Below are 18,558 nucleotides of genomic sequence, written 5' to 3' on the forward strand. Positions count from 1 at the left end.
AATGTAGGAAACTGTTGACAAAATACCTTATATACCTTATATAGGTATTGGGTATATAAAGTAAGGGGGTATATTATTATAGTTTGGAAAATACCGAAAAAACCCTGTATTTAAAAGGTTTGTTCGGTGTTTTTAAGCGGTGATTTAAGTCGGGAAATAATCAGAAAAACATAGGGGTATATTTCAGAGAGGGTCCGAAATAGTAGTTTGATGAAATTAGGGTGGTAATATGGCAAAATTGATGAGGAATTTTAAAAATGTATATGTTTTTTCGTTGTGAAATTGACTTTTAGTGAAGTTACGATAATAATCATGGAAGAGGTGATATGATGAAACGAATAAGTAGTCTTTTCTTGAGTAGTTTATTGGCATTAATGTTGATCTTAAGTGGATGTGCAGGAAAAGAACAAAAAATAGAGAAACAAACAGGGAATCAATCGACATCAGTAGAAAAAATTAGTGATAATATTTTAGATGAAATGGAAGGGCCACCTAAAAATGGTCATACAATTGAAAGACATGTAGGAAAATCAGAAGAGGATTTGAAGAATCGCTTGAAGACAGATAAAGTATCTGCGGCAAGTACATACTATGATAAGGAAACAGCGACGAAAGCTGTAAAAGATAGTTTGAAGCAGCATGATAAGGAAATTCAAGATTGGTTAAAAAATTCTAAAGAGGCTCGTCTCGTATTAAATACAACTCATTCATTCCCAGTTGGAAAAACGGTAATAAAGAAAAATATGAATGTAAAAGACAAGTTAGTAAAAACTGTTACTGTTTTGGCGAGAGATAAGTCAGGAGATTTAGGATATAAGATCATTACTTCTTATCCATCTGATAAATAAGAAGGGGGAGTAAATATGTATACGACATTACAATATTTTCTCAAATCGTATTGTACGTTAAGTATCCATGAGGATGAAATAGTAGGCGTGATGGAAGAGTTTATAGAGCAAGAAGATGAAGAAATTGTTTTGAAATTACGCGATGAATTATTATATATGAAGAAAAAGAACGCTTGGGAAGAGGCGTGCGTATTAGCTGCGAAGCAAGGAAATCGCATGTGGTCTTTAGAAGAAACGAAAGACCATCTTGAAGCTTTTTTACTATTATTGCAAAAGAAAAAGGCGTGAATAGATCACGCCTTTTTTGTTTGCCAATTTGATGGTGTCTCATTGTGTTGGGGCACTTTTATATACGCTTTTGGAAATTTGTCCATTTGATACTACTTCACCGTTTTGTGTTACTTTTTTATACGTAACCGCTGTTATTTTATCACCAGTTCTACTAACTACTTGAGAAGAAACTTCAACATTTTTACCAGTATTTGTACCAAAAATGCGAGTAGTAATACTACCGCCGTTTGAAAATGCTTGAATATAAATATGATTGCCTGTATTGTTTTTAAATTTTAAATCCGGACCATAATCTGCCACTGCTGCATCTTGCCCAAGTGGTAAATAATTTACGGGCATAGAATGATTACTTCGAGAAACAATTCCTAAATCTGCTCTTAAAGCTGCGCTATATAAAGTACTACTAACTTGGCAAACGCCTCCGCCTGCACTTTGTATAACTTTACCTTGTGAAAATACTGCTGCGGATTTATAACCATGGGCAGCATCCGTTACGCCAACACGGCCATTAAAACTAAACGTTTCATCAGGTGCGACAATAACTCCACTTAAAGTATTAGCTGACTTATTTACGTTATAGGACTGGTTTCCATTCCGACCAGCCATTGGGGTTGAATATTCAGCAATTACTTCTTTAATCCCCATTTTCTGTATATCTTCTGTAGAACGCTCAGGTTTTAATAGTGTAACTGGTAATGTAACGTCCGATGAGCCAGAAGTAATGGCCTGCTGCGTTAAATCAGTTAATTTTCCTTTATCAATTTTTTCTCCATTTTGACTTTGGCTAATATTTACTGTAGAGCCTTCAACACTTAATTCTGCATTAACAGGATTTTTTAATGTGTCATTATATTTATCCTTCATAAAGCTTTCATAAGCAGTTGTATTTAATTGAGCTGTTAATTTATAGTCACGCTTTAATTCACCGTTTTCGGCCTGCTTCCGCATTTTGTAACGATTCATTGCGTTTCCTTCTTGCTCTTTAAAGATTTTGTCGATAATATCTTTTTCCTTATAATTTATACCTAAGTCTTTCCATGTGTACGTTTGTTTATCATTTTGGAATATGTAGGTAAGAGATTTTTGATCTAATTCAGTTACCTTTTGATTAATAATTGCTTGAATATCTTTTTTATTTTTTCCATCGAGAGAAATACCTTCAAATGTAGTATTTGGTAATGCAGTAGTATTTAATTGATTATTTAGTTTGGATACATATTGATATCCACTAACACCGCCTACACAAAGTAATATGCCTCCAGTAATTGCAGAACCGATCAGTATTTTACTTAGCTTCATTTATTTCCCCCCAGAAATTTTTGTATAAATATATGTATTACATTTTTTGTATAAAAATGATGAAAATAACATTATGTACGTACTAGTATACTATTATTTCCACTATGTGTGTAATGTTTTTATAAAAAACGTTACACTGTTGTAACAATTGTCTCTTTTTGTCACAATATGTACGAGAAATATGTTGAAAATTATAATAAAAAGGCTGTCTAGAAAGATCTAGCAGCCTTTTTATTATAATTTTTTATGTTCATTTTTATTCGTAACACCGAGATGTTCTTGTAGTGTTGTCGAAATATTATTGACGCTTTTTTCATTTGGAACGTAATAATAAATACCACCTATATATTTATCAGTACCTTCTACTTGCATTTTGTCCATTTTTAGATTGGAATCCATTGAATTTTTGGCAATTGTCATCATATCATCAAAAGTTAAATTTGTTTTTAAGTCTTTATCGACAGCGTCTAGTAGACCACCGATTTTATTAATGGAATTAAGAGATAGTGCTTTTTCAGCAATAGCTTCTAAAACAAGCTGTTGTCGTTGACCGCGCATGTAATCACTATCGATATGACGAGTTCTAGCTAGTGCTAATGCCTCTTCTCCATTTAAATGTTGGCGTCCTTTTTTGAGGTGAATTGCATCTGCTTCGTCTTTACTATTTTGTTCTGTAAACTCAACTGGAACATCGACAGTAATACCACCAAGAGAATCGACAATTTTGATAAATGATTTAAAGTTAAATTTTACATAGTAATCAACTGGAACATCTAAAAATTTCTCCACGGTATCAATTGTGCTGTCCACACCACCGAATACGTGCGCATGTGTAATTTTATCGTATTTATCACGTGATTTAATGTAGACACGTGAGTCACGTGGAATACTCACAAGTTTAACAGATTTATCGTTTTTATTAATTGTTGCAAGTAATAGCGCATCCGTACGAGTTGCTTTTCCATAATTCTTGTCCCTAATATCACTTTCATCAACACCCATAATAAGTACAGAAATGTTGTCAGTCATAGGTTTCACGGCTTTTTCACGTTTGCTGGATTTATCCCCGCGGCCCAGTTCAGAGTAGGCATTACTTAACACAGATTTCGCTTTACTGTATATATGGAAGGAATAGCCTCCTGCTCCAAGTGCTATAATCAGTAATGGAATAAGAAGGAACCAAAGTAGGCGTTTTTTCTTTGAGTGTCCTTTTTTGGATCGGGTATCTTTGTTCATATCGGATTTCATCATTTTTCTCCTTTAAAACTATCAAAGTGTATACATCTAGAAGCGCATTCAAACACATAAAAAATATTGTACGCTAAATAAAAGCGATTGTACATGTATAAAAAATAGATGTCTTGATTATTTATCCCGCATTAACGGGCAGTAAAACTCCCACCTCAAAGTCCAGCGAATGCAAGGAAGTTAGGTGGGAGTTAACTGCCCGTAAAAGCCCGATTGGTTCAACTAATACTCAGAGGGGGATAGCCCCCTCTGAGTAAAGTTTCACTTTATAAGACATCTATTCGTTATTGTATACAAAAGATAGGGATAAGAAAATGATAAAATTTTACCTAATTACAACATAATGCTTACGATAATTGCAGATAAAATGCTAACGAGAGTAGCTCCATATAGTAATTTAAGGCCAAATCTGGCAACGACGTTTCCTTGTTCTTCGTTTAATCCTTTTACCGCACCTGAAATAATACCGATAGAAGAGAAGTTGGCAAAAGAGACGAGGAAAACAGAAATAATACCAACTGTACGAGGAGAAAGGCTATTAGAAATTTTATTAAGGTCCATCATTGCTACAAACTCATTCGTTACAAGCTTCGTTGCCATAATGCTACCAGCTGTGACAATTTCAGAACTAGGTACACCGATAAGGAATGCAACAGGCGCAAATACGTAGCCGATTAATTGCTGGAAAGTAATGCCGAATATAATGAGGAATAGGTCATTAATGCAGCTAATTAATGCGACGAATCCGATGAGCATAGCGCCGACAACGATGGCTACGCGAAAGCCATCTAGAATGTATTCTCCAAGCATTTCAAAAAAGCTTTGCTTTTCGCCTTTAATTTCTAAAATATCTTCGTCATCTTTAACGTCGTAAGGATTAATGATGAGTACGATAATAAAACCACTAAATAAATTGAGAACGAGTGCTGTTACTACATATTTAGGCTCGATCATTGTCATATAGGCACCTACGATAGACATAGATACGGTTGACATGGCAGAAGCACAAAGTGTATAAAGACGGTGTTTTGGAATTTGAGCTAATTGCTTTTTAACTGTAATAAAAACTTCTGATTGGCCGACAATGGCAGAGGCGATAGCGTTGTAAGATTCTAATTTCCCAAGACCATTTATTTTGCTAAGGAAGTAACCGATCCAATGAATAAAAAATGGTAGTATTTTGAAATGTTGTAGTATACCAATTAAGACGGAAATAAAGACAATTGGTAATAAGACAGTAAGGAAAAATGACATTTCACCTTTATTGGCAAGACCGCCAAATACAAAGTTTATACCATCAGCAGCGTACTCGAGTAGCTTTGTAAACAGACTGGAAATGACCCGAATAAGTATGAGGCCGATTTCTGTATTTAATAATAAATAGGTTAAAATTAACTGTATAATAAGCATGATGAAAATTGGTTTAAATTTAATATGTTTCTTATTGTTGCTAGCAATATAAGCAAGGAAGAAAACAACGATAAGTCCCACGAAAAAAGTAATAAATTTCATAGTAAGCCCCCTAAAAGAGATATTCTGCTATATATGTTTTTCATTTCAAGGGAGAATATGCATCTTTGGTAAAGAAAGGAATAGAGAAGTCATGAATATAAGTAGAGTGCATCACGTTGCAATTATTTGTTCGAATTATGAAGTATCAAAAGATTTTTATACTCGGATATTGGGGTTTAAAGCGATAAATGAAGTATATAGAAAGGAACGAGATTCTTATAAGTTAGATTTATGTGTAGGGGAAGAGTATCAAATTGAATTATTTTCATTTCCAAATCCACCTGAGCGCCCAAGTTTCCCAGAAGCGGCTGGACTTAGACATTTAGCATTTGCTGTTACAAATATAGGAGAGGCTGTGAAACACTTACATCAATGTGGTGTTGAGACTGAATCGATACGTATGGATGAAATAACCGGAAAAAAATTCGTCTTTTTTCAAGACCCTGACGGCCTACCTTTAGAATTGTATGAGGTTTGAAATTGGTGAATTTTATATAGGGTTGCTTTTGCGTAAATGAAGAAACTAAAGTGAAACTTCTTTTTAAAAGGAGGTGTAACTTTAGCTAAGAAAGCTAAAGGGTATATGTGGATATTATAAAATTATTGATGGTAGCCATCCTTATTGCATTAACAGGTTTTTTTGTAGCTGTTGAGTTTGCAATTATTAAGGTGCGTAGCAGTCGTATTGATCAACTCGTTAGTGAAAAACGACGAGGAGCATTGGCAGCTAAAAAAGTAACTTCGAATTTAGATGAGTATTTATCAGCGTGTCAGTTAGGTATTACAATTACTGCTTTAGGGCTCGGGTGGTTAGGAGAGCCAACTATAAAACATTTACTCGAGCCGTTGTTTTTAAAACTACATTTATCTCCTGCAATTGCAAGTACAGTTTCATTTATTATTGCCTTTGCAGTGATTACATTTTTACATGTTGTCATTGGTGAACTTGCTCCGAAGACGCTCGCTATACAAAGGGCAGAGCAAGTTAGCTTATTATTATCGAAGCCAATTATTTACTTTTATCGAGTAATGTATCCGTTTATTTGGGCTTTAAATGGTTCTGCAAGGCTTGTGACAGGGTTATTCGGATTACATCCGGCTTCTGAACATGAAGTTGCTCATTCGGAGGAAGAATTACGATTAATCTTATCCGAGAGTTATGAGAGCGGAGAGATTAATCAAAGGGAATTTAAATATGTAAATAATATTTTTGAATTCGATAATAGAGTCGCAAAGGAAATTATGGTACCTCGTACGGAAGTTGTAGGTTTATATGAGGACGAATCATTTGAAACACATATTAAAATAATCGCACAAGAGAAGTACACGAGATATCCCGTATTTGGTGAAGATAAAGATGAAATTATTGGGATGGTTAATGTAAAGGATTTATTTATTCGTTATATGGACGGTAATCGAGACGAGGAGTGCTCAATTACGCCATATACAAGGCCAGTTATTGAAGTGCTAGAAAATATTCCTATACATGATTTGTTATTACAAATGCAAAGAAAACGAATTCCATTAGCTGTATTATATGATGAATATGGCGGTACAGCGGGTATTGTTACACTAGAGGATATTTTAGAAGAAATTGTTGGAGAAATCCGAGATGAATACGATGAAGATGAACACCCGCCTATAGAGCATATAAGTGAAGGGTGTAAGATCGTAGAGGGAAAAGTGCTTATTAGTGAAGTAAATGATTTATTTGGTATACACTTGATCGCTGCTGATGTAGATACAATTGGTGGCTGGATTATGGTACAAAAGCAAATCGTTGCTGAAGGAGATATTATTGAAAAACACGGCTTTTCTTTTAAAGTCCTTGAAAAGGATATGCATCAAATTAAACGAGTGGAAATAAAGAAGGTAGAAGAATGATTTTCTATAAATTTTTATCCCGCATTAACAGGCAGTAAGACTCCTAACTCAAAATTCAGCGAAAGCGAAGAAGTTAGGGGGGGATCAACAAAACCCCCACTGATTAAAGTTTCACTTTATAAAAGGTATATATAGAAAAATAAATGTTTGCGCTTTCAAAAAAGGTGCTATATAGTGAAGGTGGATACTGAAAAATTCTTCTGAATGATACTCGTTTTTTTAGAGGCGAATTTTTTAGATAAGGATTTAGAATGAAAAGTATAGGTGATGAAAATGATAGCAACGAAGGATATACGTATAGAGAAAGATTTTTTAGGTGAAAAGGAAGTACCGAGTGTAGCTTATTATGGGGTACAAACATTACGTGCTGTAGAAAATTTCCCGATTACAGGATATCGCATTCATCCGTCACTCATTACGGCAATGGCAATTGTGAAAAAAGCGGCGGCCCTTGCAAATATGGATACTGGTTACTTAGCTAAAGACATTGGATATGAAATTGCAGAGGCAGCGCAAGAAATTGTTGATGGAAAATTCCATGATCAATTTATCGTGGATCCAATCCAAGGCGGTGCTGGAACTTCTATTAATATGAATACAAATGAAGTAATCGCTAATCGAGCTTTAGAACGTATGGGATATGAAAAAGGCGAGTATGTGAAAATTAGCCCAAACACGCATGTGAACATGGCTCAATCAACGAATGATGCGTTTCCAACGGGAATTCATATTGCAACTCTTATGATGTTAGAAGAACTTCTTATTACAATGGAAGAACTTCATTCTGCTTTCCGTGCAAAAGCAAAAGAGTTCGATCACGTCATTAAAATGGGACGTACACATTTACAAGATGCTGTTCCGATTCGTCTTGGACAAGAATTTGAAGCGTATAGCCGAGTGCTTGCGCGTGATATAAAAAGAATTAAACAGTCTCGCCAACATTTATATGAAGTGAACATGGGGGCGACAGCTGTTGGTACGGGATTAAATGCAAACCCTACCTACATTGAACAAGTGGTTAAACACTTGCGTACATTTAGCGGATTCCCACTTATTGGTGCAGAGCATTTAGTTGATGCAACGCAAAACACAGATGCATACACAGAAGTATCTGCGGCATTAAAAGTATGTATGATGAACATGTCTAAAATTGCAAACGATCTTCGCATTATGGCATCTGGTCCACGTGTTGGATTGGCGGAAATTCAATTACCAGCTCGTCAACCAGGTTCATCTATTATGCCAGGTAAAGTAAATCCTGTTATGGCAGAAGTAATTAATCAAGTTGCTTTCCAAGTAATTGGTAATGATCATACAATTTGTTTAGCATCAGAAGCAGGACAATTAGAGTTAAATGTAATGGAGCCTGTGCTTGTATTTAATTTAATTCAATCTATAAGTATTATGAATAACGGATTCCGTGTATTCCGTGAATATTGTATTGAAGGAATTACAGCAAATGAAGAATTGCTGAAGCAATATGTTGAGAAAAGTGTTGGAATTATTACGGCAGTTAACCCTCATATTGGTTACGAAGCAGCATCTCGTATTGCGCGTGAAGCAATTGAAACAGGGAAATCTGTTAGGGAGTTATGTTTAGAACATGGTGTACTGACAGAAGAAGAATTGGATATTATTTTGGATCCATTCGAAATGACGCATCCTGAAATTGCTGGTGCTTCTTTATTAAAGAATAAGAAGATGTAATGTGAAAAAACACCGATCCATTTGGATCGGTGTTTTTTTTAAAAGATATTAAATACAGAGTTTAATTGAAGTAAGCTAATAATAGCTAAGAAGGTTAAACTGTATTTCATCGCTGTTTTAAATAAGGCAGATTCTTTACCAACTAGTCCAACAGCTGCACAAGCAACGGCTACAGATTGTGGTGAAACCATTTTTGCCATTGTACCACCTACTACGTTTAATGCAACAAGTGTAGAAGGAACGATGTTTAATTGATCTGCAGTTACTGCTTGAAGCGGTGCGAATAATGAACCACTTGATACTACTGATCCTGTAATGAATACGCCAATCCATCCTAAGATTGGAGAAAGAACTGGGAATGCATTACCAGTAGAAGAGAATGCAAGTCCAAGTGTAGATGACATACCAGAGTAGTTCTCTACGTAAGCTAAAGCGATAACGCTACAGATTGTATATACTGGAGCTTTTAGTTCTTTCATTGTTTCCACTACTAATTCTTTAACCATTTTACCTTTTACGCGGTACACGATAAGTGAAACGATAATTGCTAATACGATTGCAGTAGTTGTAGATGAGAATACATCAAATTTGAAAACAGCTGCGAAAGGTGTATCAGCTTTTGTAATAGGTGTAGTTTTCATAACAGCGTTATGAAGACCAGGGAATTGGATGTTAAATACTAAGTTTGCTAGTGCGCCATCCGGAGCAAATAAAGCTTTAATTGGTTCTAAATTAAAGATTGTTACGAATGCAGTTAAGAATACGAATGGAGACCAAGCATATAAAATTTGATTAGATGTATGAGATACTTTTTCTTCTTGTTTTTCTTCTTGAGTAGAAGATTTTGGCTGCCAAACACGTAAGAATAATGCAAGAGAGATCATACTTACAACAGCTGCGAAAATATTAGTAAGTTCTGCACCTAAGAAGTAAGTTACAAGGAACTGAGTAACCGCGAAAGAAACACCACTTACAAGAATACCTTGCCAAGTCTCTTTAATACCTTTAATTCCATCAACCATTGATACAAGTAAGAAAGGTAAAACAATACTAATGAAAGGTAAAATAAGAACAGTTTGACGACCGATAGTTAATGCATCTAGTTCAGTTAATTGTGCTGGTACTGTAACTGGGATACCCATAGCACCCATAGCACCACCAGCGATGTTAGCTACTAAACAAATACCTGCTGCTTTTAATGGATTAAAGCCCATACCCACAAGTAATGCAGCTGTAATAGCAACTGGAACCCCTAAACCAGCTGCGCCTTCTAAGAAAGCACCGAAAGAATAAGCGATTAATAATACTTGTAAACGTTGATCATTTGTAATGCTTGAAATACTATCACGAATGATGTTGAATTGCTCTGTTTTAACAGTTAATTTGTAAAGGAAAATTGCTGCGATAACGATAGTACAAATTGGATAAAATCCAGATAAAACACCGAATCCGGCAGATGCTACAGCTACGGTTGCTGGCATTTTATAAACGAATATAGCAAGAATAATAGCGACAATCACACTGTAAAGACCAGCCATGTAACTTTTCATTTTCAGTCCCATTAAACAAATGATGAAGCAGAAAATTGGAAGTGCTGCGATTAGTGCAGATAACCAAATATTGTTTAATGGGTCATAAATTTGTGTCCAAGTACTCATAATAATGACAACTCCTATCTATTTTATGTGAAGAAATTCACATTATTTGTGAAACAATTCACAATCAACTTACATGCTTAGTATATTCTCCTTCAACACTATTGTCAACGTAAAAAAGTATAATTATTCCATAATAGTATTAAAAGAAATGCTTTGTTCATAAAGTAGACAAAAAGCAAACTCAAATAGATTTGAGTTTGCTTTTTGAAGTTATTTCTATATTGTTTTATTTGTTCGTATATCATTAATCTTATATGTTAGATGACGTCTTTGCATTAAGTATATATGATGTTGAAATTTGATAGGTGTCACATGCTGGTCTGAGTTGATCTAGTAAGAAAGAGAAAGCAAATGCATTTAATAGGAAGTTTTGAATAACAGTCTGAGCAAGTACAATACGAATTAAAACAACAATAAGTCAATTTTTAATATTACATTATCTTTTTTGCTGAAAATTCCTTTTAGCATAACAAAGAGGTTAAATATAACCCAAATACGTTACGATAGGTTATCAATTATAGACGGTATTTTACAATATCATTACTGTACGTTGCAGTGAGGTGAAAATATAACAAAAAGCTTGATAAAACAACGTTTGCAAGCAAAGTATTTGCAGCCCGCTGTTTTGCTTTTTCGTTATATCATATAGTATAATATTCAAAATCAGCAAGGAATTTTTCCTGAGTTCTTTGTTGGTTAAGATGGAAAAAATTTTCAGCTTTATAGGTTGATAAAGTTATGTCGTAACAGGAAATATAAGAACAGATATATAAATAAATAAAAAGAAAATAAAAACGAAAATGAGGGGAACTTTATGAGCCAAAATCAATTCGAATGTCGTATTTCAGAAGAAGATGTACAAATGTTAAGAGCGTTAGCGCATCCGTTGCGTCTACGCCTAGTAATGGAACTAATGCAACGTGGAACATGTAATGTAACACAATTACAGGAAGTGTTAGAAATTCCGCAATCAACAGTTTCGCAACATTTAACGAAATTAAAACAAAATAAAGTAGTGCGCTTTGAAAGACGAGGATTAGAAGTGTATTATCAAATTCATAATGATAAAGTAAGTGAAGTTGTAAAAACATTATTTTCTTAAAGTTTGAATATTATGGAAAAAGACGTGTGGGATATACGTCTTTTTTTATTTGTCAGAAAGGTAATAGGAGAGAAAATGTTAGCAGGAAAGGAAGAAAAGGCTATCCATTAAAATGCTGCTATATGGAATATATTCTAAAGGGGAAAGAAAAGATAGAAAGGAGTGTAGTAAGTAAAAGGAGGAATAGTAGTATGGACGTAAAACGTGTGAAACAAATTTTATCTTCTTCAAGTAGCATTGACGTTACATATGAGGGCGTCCCAGTATGGATTGAGAGCTGTGACGAGCAGAGTGGGGTTGCTCAAGTGTATGATGTATCTAATCCTGGAGAAAGCGTTCACGTGAACGTGAACGCTTTAGAGGAGAAATGATAAAAAAGACGCTTCTAATTTTAGAAGCGTCTTTTCGAGTGTTATTCCATCATACTCGCAACTTTTTTAGAGAAGAGAAGGAGTACAAGTCCTAAGACGATAACGATAATACCGATACTTGCAAATACTTCAAGGTAGCCTAATGATTGTGTAAAGGAAGCAAGTTTACCTGCTAACCAGTTAGCCATACCCGTACCAGCTAACCACACCCCCATTAGTAATGATGCTAATTTTACAGGAGCGATTGCACTTACCATTGATAGACCGATTGGTGATAAGAATAACTCACCAATTGTATGGAAGAGATAAGTGATAACGATGAATAATAAGTTCGCTTTTACAGTTATATCTGCTTCACTACTTCCAGTTTTTAGAACTGCTAATGTTAAAACAAGGTAACCTATACCTAGTAAAATCATACCTAATGCCATTTTTGTTGGTACTTTTAAATCACCGCGTTTTGTTTTAGAAAGTTTTAACCATAGCATAGATACGAATGGTGCAAGTAGTACGATGAATGCTGGGTTAACTGATTGGAACCAAGATGTTGGAACTTCCCAACCGAAAATTGTACGATCAACAAATTTATTTGTATAAAGTGTTAGAGAACTACCAGCTTGTTCAAATCCTGCCCAGAAGAACACTACGAAACAAGTTAAAATTACAATTGCCCAAGTACGATTTTTCTCTTGTTTTGTTAAAGGTTTCTTTTCAACTGCAGGTTGATTTTTTGACTTTTTACCGACAACTGTTGTTCCTGCTTTACCAAGGTAACGAGGAGCTAATAAGTTGAAAACAATTTGTCCAATAATCATACCGATACAAGCTGCTAAGAATCCGTATTTATATCCCATTACAATAACGCCATTAGCGCTTGTTTTAAAGAAATCTTCTGCTAAAAATCCACAAATAAGTGGAGCGAAGAAAGCACCTACGTTAATACCCATATAGAAGATAGTAAATGCACTGTCACGACGTGAATCATTTTCACCATACAATTCACCTAACAGTGTAGAAATATTTGGTTTGAAGAATCCATTACCAATAACTAATAGTATTAATCCAAGGAATAGACCTGTTTTTGTATTCATTGAGAATAGTACAAAGTTACCGATTGCCATAATAATTCCGCCGAGAGTAATGGCATGACGTCTTGTGATATAGTGATCCGTTAGCCATCCGCCTATAATTGGCATGAAATATACTGCCGCTGTAAAAGTACCATATAATTGCACTGCGACTGCCTTATCAAATCCTAACCCACCACTAACAGCAGCAGTTGTTAAATAAAGAACTAAAAGGCCACGCATTCCATAATAACTAAATCTTTCCCACATTTCTGTTAAGAACAACAAGTACAACCCTGGTGGATGTTTTTTTGGTGATTGTTGCTCTCCAGCTTTGTCTAATTTTAAAGCTGCATCCATTTTTGTTTCCCCCTAATCCTGTATAACGGATATTTATGTAATCATTTTAATTTACAAAATATTTAGAAGTCAATAGAATTATATGGAAATAGAAAGAAAATTTCTAAAAAGGTTCTATTTTTCTTCGACCGTTACTGTATTTTGCCCTGAAAACGAGATGATAAGCGTTTTCAAATGTAATAATTGAATTCTAAAAGAAAATAAAATAGTGATTAATCAGAAAATTTAGATTAAAATATTTATTCTGATATAGAGAAAATATATTTTATTTACTTTTATAATATAACATATTGGGAATAAAAATACAAAACGAAATAATGTGACATTTAAGTGAATTGAAAAATAACCAGCTCCATAGAAGGGGAGCTGGTTAAGGAAATATGTAACTACTCAGCTTCTTCAAATAAAAAAACAGGCCAAATACATGTTTCCGATTCGAAAACATGAAAAGAAAATACTCCAATAAGAGAAAGAATCTAGATCAAATAGAGAATTTCTCTTATGAAGTTGTGCGATTCAAAGGAACCGTTCCGGTTTCTATAACCTGGCCTATTGCTCGTAAGACAGATTGTTTTTGTTTTTTCATGGTAGTTATAAAGCTTCGTATCTGACAAAAGGATTCTGCGCCTTTCTTACTTCGAAAAGTCCCAGACACTTTCTGTTTGACTTTCGTCATTCGAATATCCCGTTCCGCTTGATTATTGTCAAATGGAATGTCTGGATGTTCCAAGAATGCTAGAATTCTATCAGCATATTTGACGAAGCGATTCCATAAATTTTGAGCAGGCGTCTGCTTTCCTTTCTTTTTTAATTTTGCAGAAAAGACTGGTTGTTCTTTCAATATGGCTTGATAGACAGTAAACAGATTCTGTTGCTTTGCTTTTGGCAGACTTCCTTTGTATTGTTTTTTCAGCGTTAAAGCTTGCGTGAGAAATTTCTGCATCTGTTGAGCCCATTTTTGCCCCGTACTATCTATAATTCCTTGCAAATCTCGTAAGAGATGGGCATTGCATAATACATGTCGACAATCTGTATACGCATCATACGATTTCCAACCATCATGCATCGCAATTCCAGAAAAAGACGGTAAAATTCCGCCTGCATCCATTGCTTCTTTTCCGCGTTTTTGATGAATATGTTGCAAGGTCACCTCCGGTGTACTAGCGGTATGTAACCATTGTGTTTTATTTTTTACTCGCATACCGGTTTCATCAAAATGGACAACAGAAGACTGAAGGATCTTGTCTTTTACTTCTTGAAGAAAGGGCTGCAATTGAGCCGAAAAACTGTTTGTATGATTGACTAACGTTCCTTCACTAATCGAATGCCCAAAATAATCTTGAAAGAATTCTTTCGTTCGTTTCAAAGAAAGACACTGATAATGCGTTAAATAGGGAATCAGTCTTTTTATATTTGGACCATATTGAACAGGACGAGAGACAGTAGAAGGAAATTGTGATTCTTGGATAGAATGGCAATGTGGGCATTCTTTTTGTGACACTTTATGTTCTGTCACTTCTATCTGGATAGGTGGTAAATCATACACTTGGCGAATGCGGTATCCTTTTACAGGTTCTTGGTGTAAGGAAGTGTTACAACAAGTACAATGTGTAGGAGAATAGGTAATCGTATGGTCCGGAGTCGTTGTCAAATAAAGCGTATGTCCTTTGTGGCCCAACTGGCCACCGGTTTGACGATGAGACGGTTTGCGCAAACTTTTTGTAACGGGCTTACCCAAACCATCTGTAGAAGGTGGATTATGACTATTTTTGGAGTTTTTTTTTGAAGCATTTTCTAGTTCTTGTATACGTTTTTCTAACTTAGAAAATGTTTCTTCAAATAAAGAAATAACAGCTTCAGGTCCTTTTTTATATGCATCTAAAATGATTTTTCGATGGATCATCCTATTCACCTCCCTGTTTGATATACTCAGTATTTACAAATGGGAGGCATATGAAACAAGTAAAATAAAAAAAGACACCAAAAGGTGGCTGAGTAGTTACGGAAATATTATTTAACAAATCGTTTTTCCATATCATCTAATAGTAGGTTAGCAGCCATTACACCACCAGCTGTATTCCAAATAACGTCGTCAACTTTGTATGCTTTACCATTTTTCACTGCATTTAAGTTTTTAAATAGAGGATCATTGATATATTCTTTTTCTAATTCAGATCCTTTTTTCTCGTTTCCTTTATCGAATGTGAAGTAGAATAATACATCGCCATCCATTGCAGAAATACGTTCTTTAGATACGTTACGCTCTGCAAAGTCATCTTTATTTTGATCACCAGGACGTTTAAATCCAAGTTCTTTTAAAATAACACCAGAGAATGTATCACCGTGATAAATACGAACATCACCAGGCATGAAGCGAACCATAGAGATTTCTTGATTTACTTTATCGCCTAGTTTGGCTTTTAAATCTTTCATACGTGTATCGTAATCAGTTAAAACCTTTTGCCCCTCTTTTTCTTTATTTAATGCTTTTGCATAAAATTTGAAGTTATCTTTCCATTCACCACGTAGTGTTTCAGAGAACACAGTAGGTGCAATTGCTGTTAGTTGCTCGTACACTTTTTCGTGACGCATTTTGTTACCGATAATTAAGTCTGGTTTTAAAGAAGCGATTGTTTCCACGTTCACTTGTCCTTCATCACCAACAACTTTTACATCTTTCATTTTATCTTTAATATGTGGATACCATGGGTCACCAGTCCAAGATTTTACAGCTCCAACTGGTTTCACACCTAATTCAAGTAAAGCTTCAGTACCTTCATTTGTTAAAATGACTACACGTTTTGGATTAGCAGGAACTTCTGTTTTACCCATTGCATGTTCCACAGTCATCATTTCTTTTTTCGTATTTTCTTTGGATTCTTCTTTCGTATTTGACTTTCCACAAGCACTTAAAAGTAATGAAAAGGCTAGTAAAAATACAAATACTGTAAACGATTTCTTTTGCATGAATTTCATTATGTACCCCCTACATACTGAGAAGTTTTTTCAATAGCAAGCATGATATTAAGCTTTTATCTTTTGATTGTCAATACATATGGTTGAAAATAATTCTCATTTCCGTTGACAATGCGAATTAAGTTGAAATACACTTACAACGTATCATTATACATTGAAGGGGAAACGCTGCATGTTATTAAAAACAAATCAAGCAAAATGGATTGGATTATTTGTTGGAATCATTGCAGTCGTTATTTGTATTTGGGGAAGTATTATTTTCGGATATACAAATACGAGTTGGAAATTAGCGTTAGATGCTTTTTTTCATTTTAATGGTTCCAATGAACATATTATTATTCAAAATGTGCGTCTACCAAGGGCATTAATTGCAGCTAGTGTTGGTGCTAGTTTAGCCATTGCCGGTTGTCTTATGCAAACTTTAACGAAGAATCCACTTGCTTCTCCAGATTTTATTGGATTAAATTCAGGTGCTGCTTTCTTCATAGTTGTAGCAATTGTTATTTTTTCCGTGACATCATTATCAGCTTTCACGTGGATTGCCTTTTTAGGGGCAGCAGTTGCAGCTGTACTTGTATTTGCTTCTAGTTCTTTAGGAAAAGAAGGGACGACGCCTCTTAAGTTAACTTTAGCAGGGGTCGCAATTAGTGCATTATTTTCATCATTAACACAAGGATTACTTGTTTTAAATGAAAAGGCGCTTGAAGAAGTATTATTTTGGCTTGCCGGATCTGTGCAAGGAAGAAAGTTAGAAATTTTGCAATCTGTATTCCCATATTTATTAGTAGGTTGGATCGCATCTCTTATGATGGCAGGGAAAGTAAATACATTAATGATGGGGGAAGACGTTGCAAAAGGACTTGGACAAAGAACAATTTTAATGAAATCATTCGTACTACTTATTATTGTCCTGTTGTCTGGTGGTTCAGTTGCAGTCGCTGGTCCGATTGGATTTATTGGAATTATTATCCCGCATTTTGCCAGATTTCTTGTTGGGGTCGATCACAGATGGAGAGTACCATATAGCGGCTTGTTAGGTGCAATACTACTAATCTTGGCTGATATAGCAGCAAGATATGTCATTATGCCACAAGAAGTACCAGTAGGAGTTATGACAGCATTTATTGGTGCACCGTTCTTTATTTATATTGCACGTAAGAGAGGGCTTAGCAAATGAAGAAGTATATTCCGTTTCGTATAGGAAAAGGCGGGCTCTCGTTTTTAATGTATAAACGAGCTTGTCTCGTCTTATTCAGTTTACTAGTTGTTTTAATAGGATTATTTTTTGCGAGTGCAGGTATGGGAGACATGAAAATTGCTCCTTATGATGTATGGCAAGCGATTACTGGAAATGGCGATGCGATGTCTAATATGGTTGTAAATAAGTTTCGTATGCCACGTATTTTAATTGCCATCCTTGTAGGAATCGCACTTGCTGTAGCAGGATGTATTTTACAAGGTCTTGTTCGAAATCCACTTGCTTCTCCTGATATCATCGGGATTACAGGTGGTGCAAGTGTTGCAGTTGTATTATTTTTAGCTATATTCAGTGATAAAAATAATGCGCTAACTGTAAGCATTCATTATATGCCGTTAGCAGCCTTTGCTGGGGCAACGATTGTAGCGCTTTTTGTATATTTATTTGCATGGAGAAATGACGGATTATCACCGATTAGTCTTGTTTTAATTGGTGTTGGGTTTTGGGCATTAACGAAAGCGGCAACGACGTTGTTTATGTTGTTAGCGCCAATTTATCAAGCGAGTCAAGCAAATGTATGGATTACAGGTACTGTTTACGGGTCTTCATGGCAAAACGTTATGGTACTTGCGCCGTGGGTTCTTATTTTAACGGTAATATCATTTATAGCTGCTAGACATTTAAATGCGCAAGAGCTAGGGGATGATATTGCGGTAGGACTTGGTGTTCCTTTAACGAAGTCACGCGTATTCATGTTATTACTGAGTACAGCTTTAATTGGTGGAGCAGTTGCCTTCGCCGGAGGAATTGGATTTGTCGGTTTAATGGCACCTCATATTTCACGAAGACTAGTTGGTTCTTTATACGGTGCATTACTCCCAGTTGCGGCTATCGTTGGTGCAATTTTAGTACTTACTGCAGATTTAATTGGGCGTACAGTTTTCACCCCACTTGAAATTCCAGCAGGGGTATTTACATCAGCAATTGGTGCACCTTATTTTATTTATTTACTTTATAAAAGTCGGAATTCATAAAGG

16 protein-coding genes are annotated in these 18,558 nt (G+C 35.2%); 9 read left to right on the forward strand and 7 right to left on the reverse strand.

What is annotated here, in order from left to right:
• Positions 1-329 precede the first annotated feature (329 nt).
• The gene (locus QCI41_RS21005) at positions 330-848 is read left to right on the forward strand and encodes an RNase A-like domain-containing lipoprotein (RefSeq protein ID WP_353836778.1); all 519 of its coding nucleotides are present in this window, start codon (positions 330-332) and stop codon (positions 846-848) included.
• 15 nt (positions 849-863) lie between these two features.
• Complete coding sequence (locus QCI41_RS21010) at positions 864-1,136, forward strand: hypothetical protein (protein ID WP_000288799.1); 273 nt, start codon at positions 864-866, stop codon at positions 1,134-1,136.
• Between the two features lie 39 nt (positions 1,137-1,175).
• Here the strand turns inward: QCI41_RS21010 and QCI41_RS21015 are convergent, their stop codons facing one another.
• The 3 genes from QCI41_RS21015 to QCI41_RS21025 form a co-directional block, all read right to left on the reverse strand.
• On the reverse strand, positions 1,176-2,438 hold the full coding sequence (locus QCI41_RS21015) for a VanW family protein (RefSeq protein ID WP_353836777.1): 1,263 nt from the start codon (positions 2,436-2,438) through the stop codon (positions 1,176-1,178).
• 234 nt (positions 2,439-2,672) lie between these two features.
• On the reverse strand, positions 2,673-3,689 hold the full coding sequence (locus QCI41_RS21020; protein WP_353836776.1) for an LCP family protein: 1,017 nt from the start codon (positions 3,687-3,689) through the stop codon (positions 2,673-2,675).
• A gap of 330 nt (positions 3,690-4,019) precedes the next feature.
• Positions 4,020-5,198 carry a NupC/NupG family nucleoside CNT transporter gene (locus QCI41_RS21025; RefSeq protein ID WP_098275199.1) on the reverse strand — a complete coding sequence of 393 codons (1,179 nt, stop codon included), beginning with the start codon at positions 5,196-5,198 and terminating at the stop codon, positions 4,020-4,022.
• Positions 5,199-5,289: 91 nt separating this feature from the next.
• Between QCI41_RS21025 and gloA2 the strand changes: the two genes are divergently transcribed.
• From gloA2 to aspA, 3 genes are all read left to right on the forward strand, one after another.
• Positions 5,290-5,676 (forward strand): SMU1112c/YaeR family gloxylase I-like metalloprotein, encoded by a 387-nt coding sequence (gene gloA2, locus QCI41_RS21030; protein ID WP_353836775.1) that lies wholly within the window; start codon positions 5,290-5,292, stop codon positions 5,674-5,676.
• A gap of 107 nt (positions 5,677-5,783) precedes the next feature.
• A complete protein-coding gene (locus QCI41_RS21035; protein ID WP_353836774.1) occupies positions 5,784-7,082 on the forward strand; it encodes a hemolysin family protein in 1,299 nt (432 codons plus the stop codon).
• Between the two features lie 273 nt (positions 7,083-7,355).
• Positions 7,356-8,789 carry an aspartate ammonia-lyase gene (gene aspA / locus QCI41_RS21040; RefSeq protein WP_353836773.1) on the forward strand — a complete coding sequence of 478 codons (1,434 nt, stop codon included), beginning with the start codon at positions 7,356-7,358 and terminating at the stop codon, positions 8,787-8,789.
• Between the two features lie 38 nt (positions 8,790-8,827).
• Here aspA and QCI41_RS21045 read toward each other — a convergent pair whose 3' ends face one another.
• A complete protein-coding gene (locus tag QCI41_RS21045) occupies positions 8,828-10,447 on the reverse strand; it encodes an L-lactate permease (protein WP_353836772.1) in 1,620 nt (539 codons plus the stop codon).
• A gap of 814 nt (positions 10,448-11,261) precedes the next feature.
• Here QCI41_RS21045 and QCI41_RS21050 point away from each other — a divergent pair.
• Together QCI41_RS21050 and QCI41_RS21055 are read left to right on the forward strand one after the other, a co-directional pair.
• Entirely contained in the window at positions 11,262-11,549 is a 288-nt protein-coding gene (locus QCI41_RS21050; protein ID WP_000081429.1) for an ArsR/SmtB family transcription factor, read from the forward strand.
• A gap of 191 nt (positions 11,550-11,740) precedes the next feature.
• Positions 11,741-11,920: an acid-soluble spore protein H gene (locus QCI41_RS21055; protein ID WP_098324222.1), complete on the forward strand. Its 180-nt coding sequence runs from the start codon at positions 11,741-11,743 to the stop codon at positions 11,918-11,920.
• 41 nt (positions 11,921-11,961) lie between these two features.
• Here QCI41_RS21055 and QCI41_RS21060 read toward each other — a convergent pair whose 3' ends face one another.
• The 3 genes from QCI41_RS21060 to QCI41_RS21070 form a co-directional block, all read right to left on the reverse strand.
• Positions 11,962-13,347: a peptide MFS transporter gene (locus QCI41_RS21060; protein ID WP_097820153.1), complete on the reverse strand. Its 1,386-nt coding sequence runs from the start codon at positions 13,345-13,347 to the stop codon at positions 11,962-11,964.
• A 499-nt stretch (positions 13,348-13,846) separates the two neighbouring features.
• Positions 13,847-15,250, reverse strand: a complete 1,404-nt coding sequence (gene tnpC, locus QCI41_RS21065; protein ID WP_353836579.1) for an IS66 family transposase — start codon at positions 15,248-15,250, stop codon at positions 13,847-13,849.
• Positions 15,251-15,357: 107 nt separating this feature from the next.
• Entirely contained in the window at positions 15,358-16,323 is a 966-nt protein-coding gene (locus QCI41_RS21070; RefSeq protein ID WP_353836771.1) for an ABC transporter substrate-binding protein, read from the reverse strand.
• 172 nt (positions 16,324-16,495) lie between these two features.
• On the opposite strand from QCI41_RS21070, the gene QCI41_RS21075 reads away from it, so the two are divergent.
• The gene (locus QCI41_RS21075; protein WP_353836770.1) at positions 16,496-17,500 is read left to right on the forward strand and encodes a FecCD family ABC transporter permease; all 1,005 of its coding nucleotides are present in this window, start codon (positions 16,496-16,498) and stop codon (positions 17,498-17,500) included.
• Entirely contained in the window at positions 17,497-18,555 is a 1,059-nt protein-coding gene (locus QCI41_RS21080; protein WP_353836769.1) for a FecCD family ABC transporter permease, read from the forward strand. The genes QCI41_RS21075 and QCI41_RS21080 overlap by 4 nt, the downstream gene beginning before the upstream one ends.
• Positions 18,556-18,558: the final 3 nt, after the last annotated feature.

The sequence above is a fragment of the Bacillus cereus group sp. MG4 genome (assembly GCF_040460055.1).
GTDB lineage: Bacteria > Bacillota > Bacilli > Bacillales > Bacillaceae_G > Bacillus_A > Bacillus_A wiedmannii.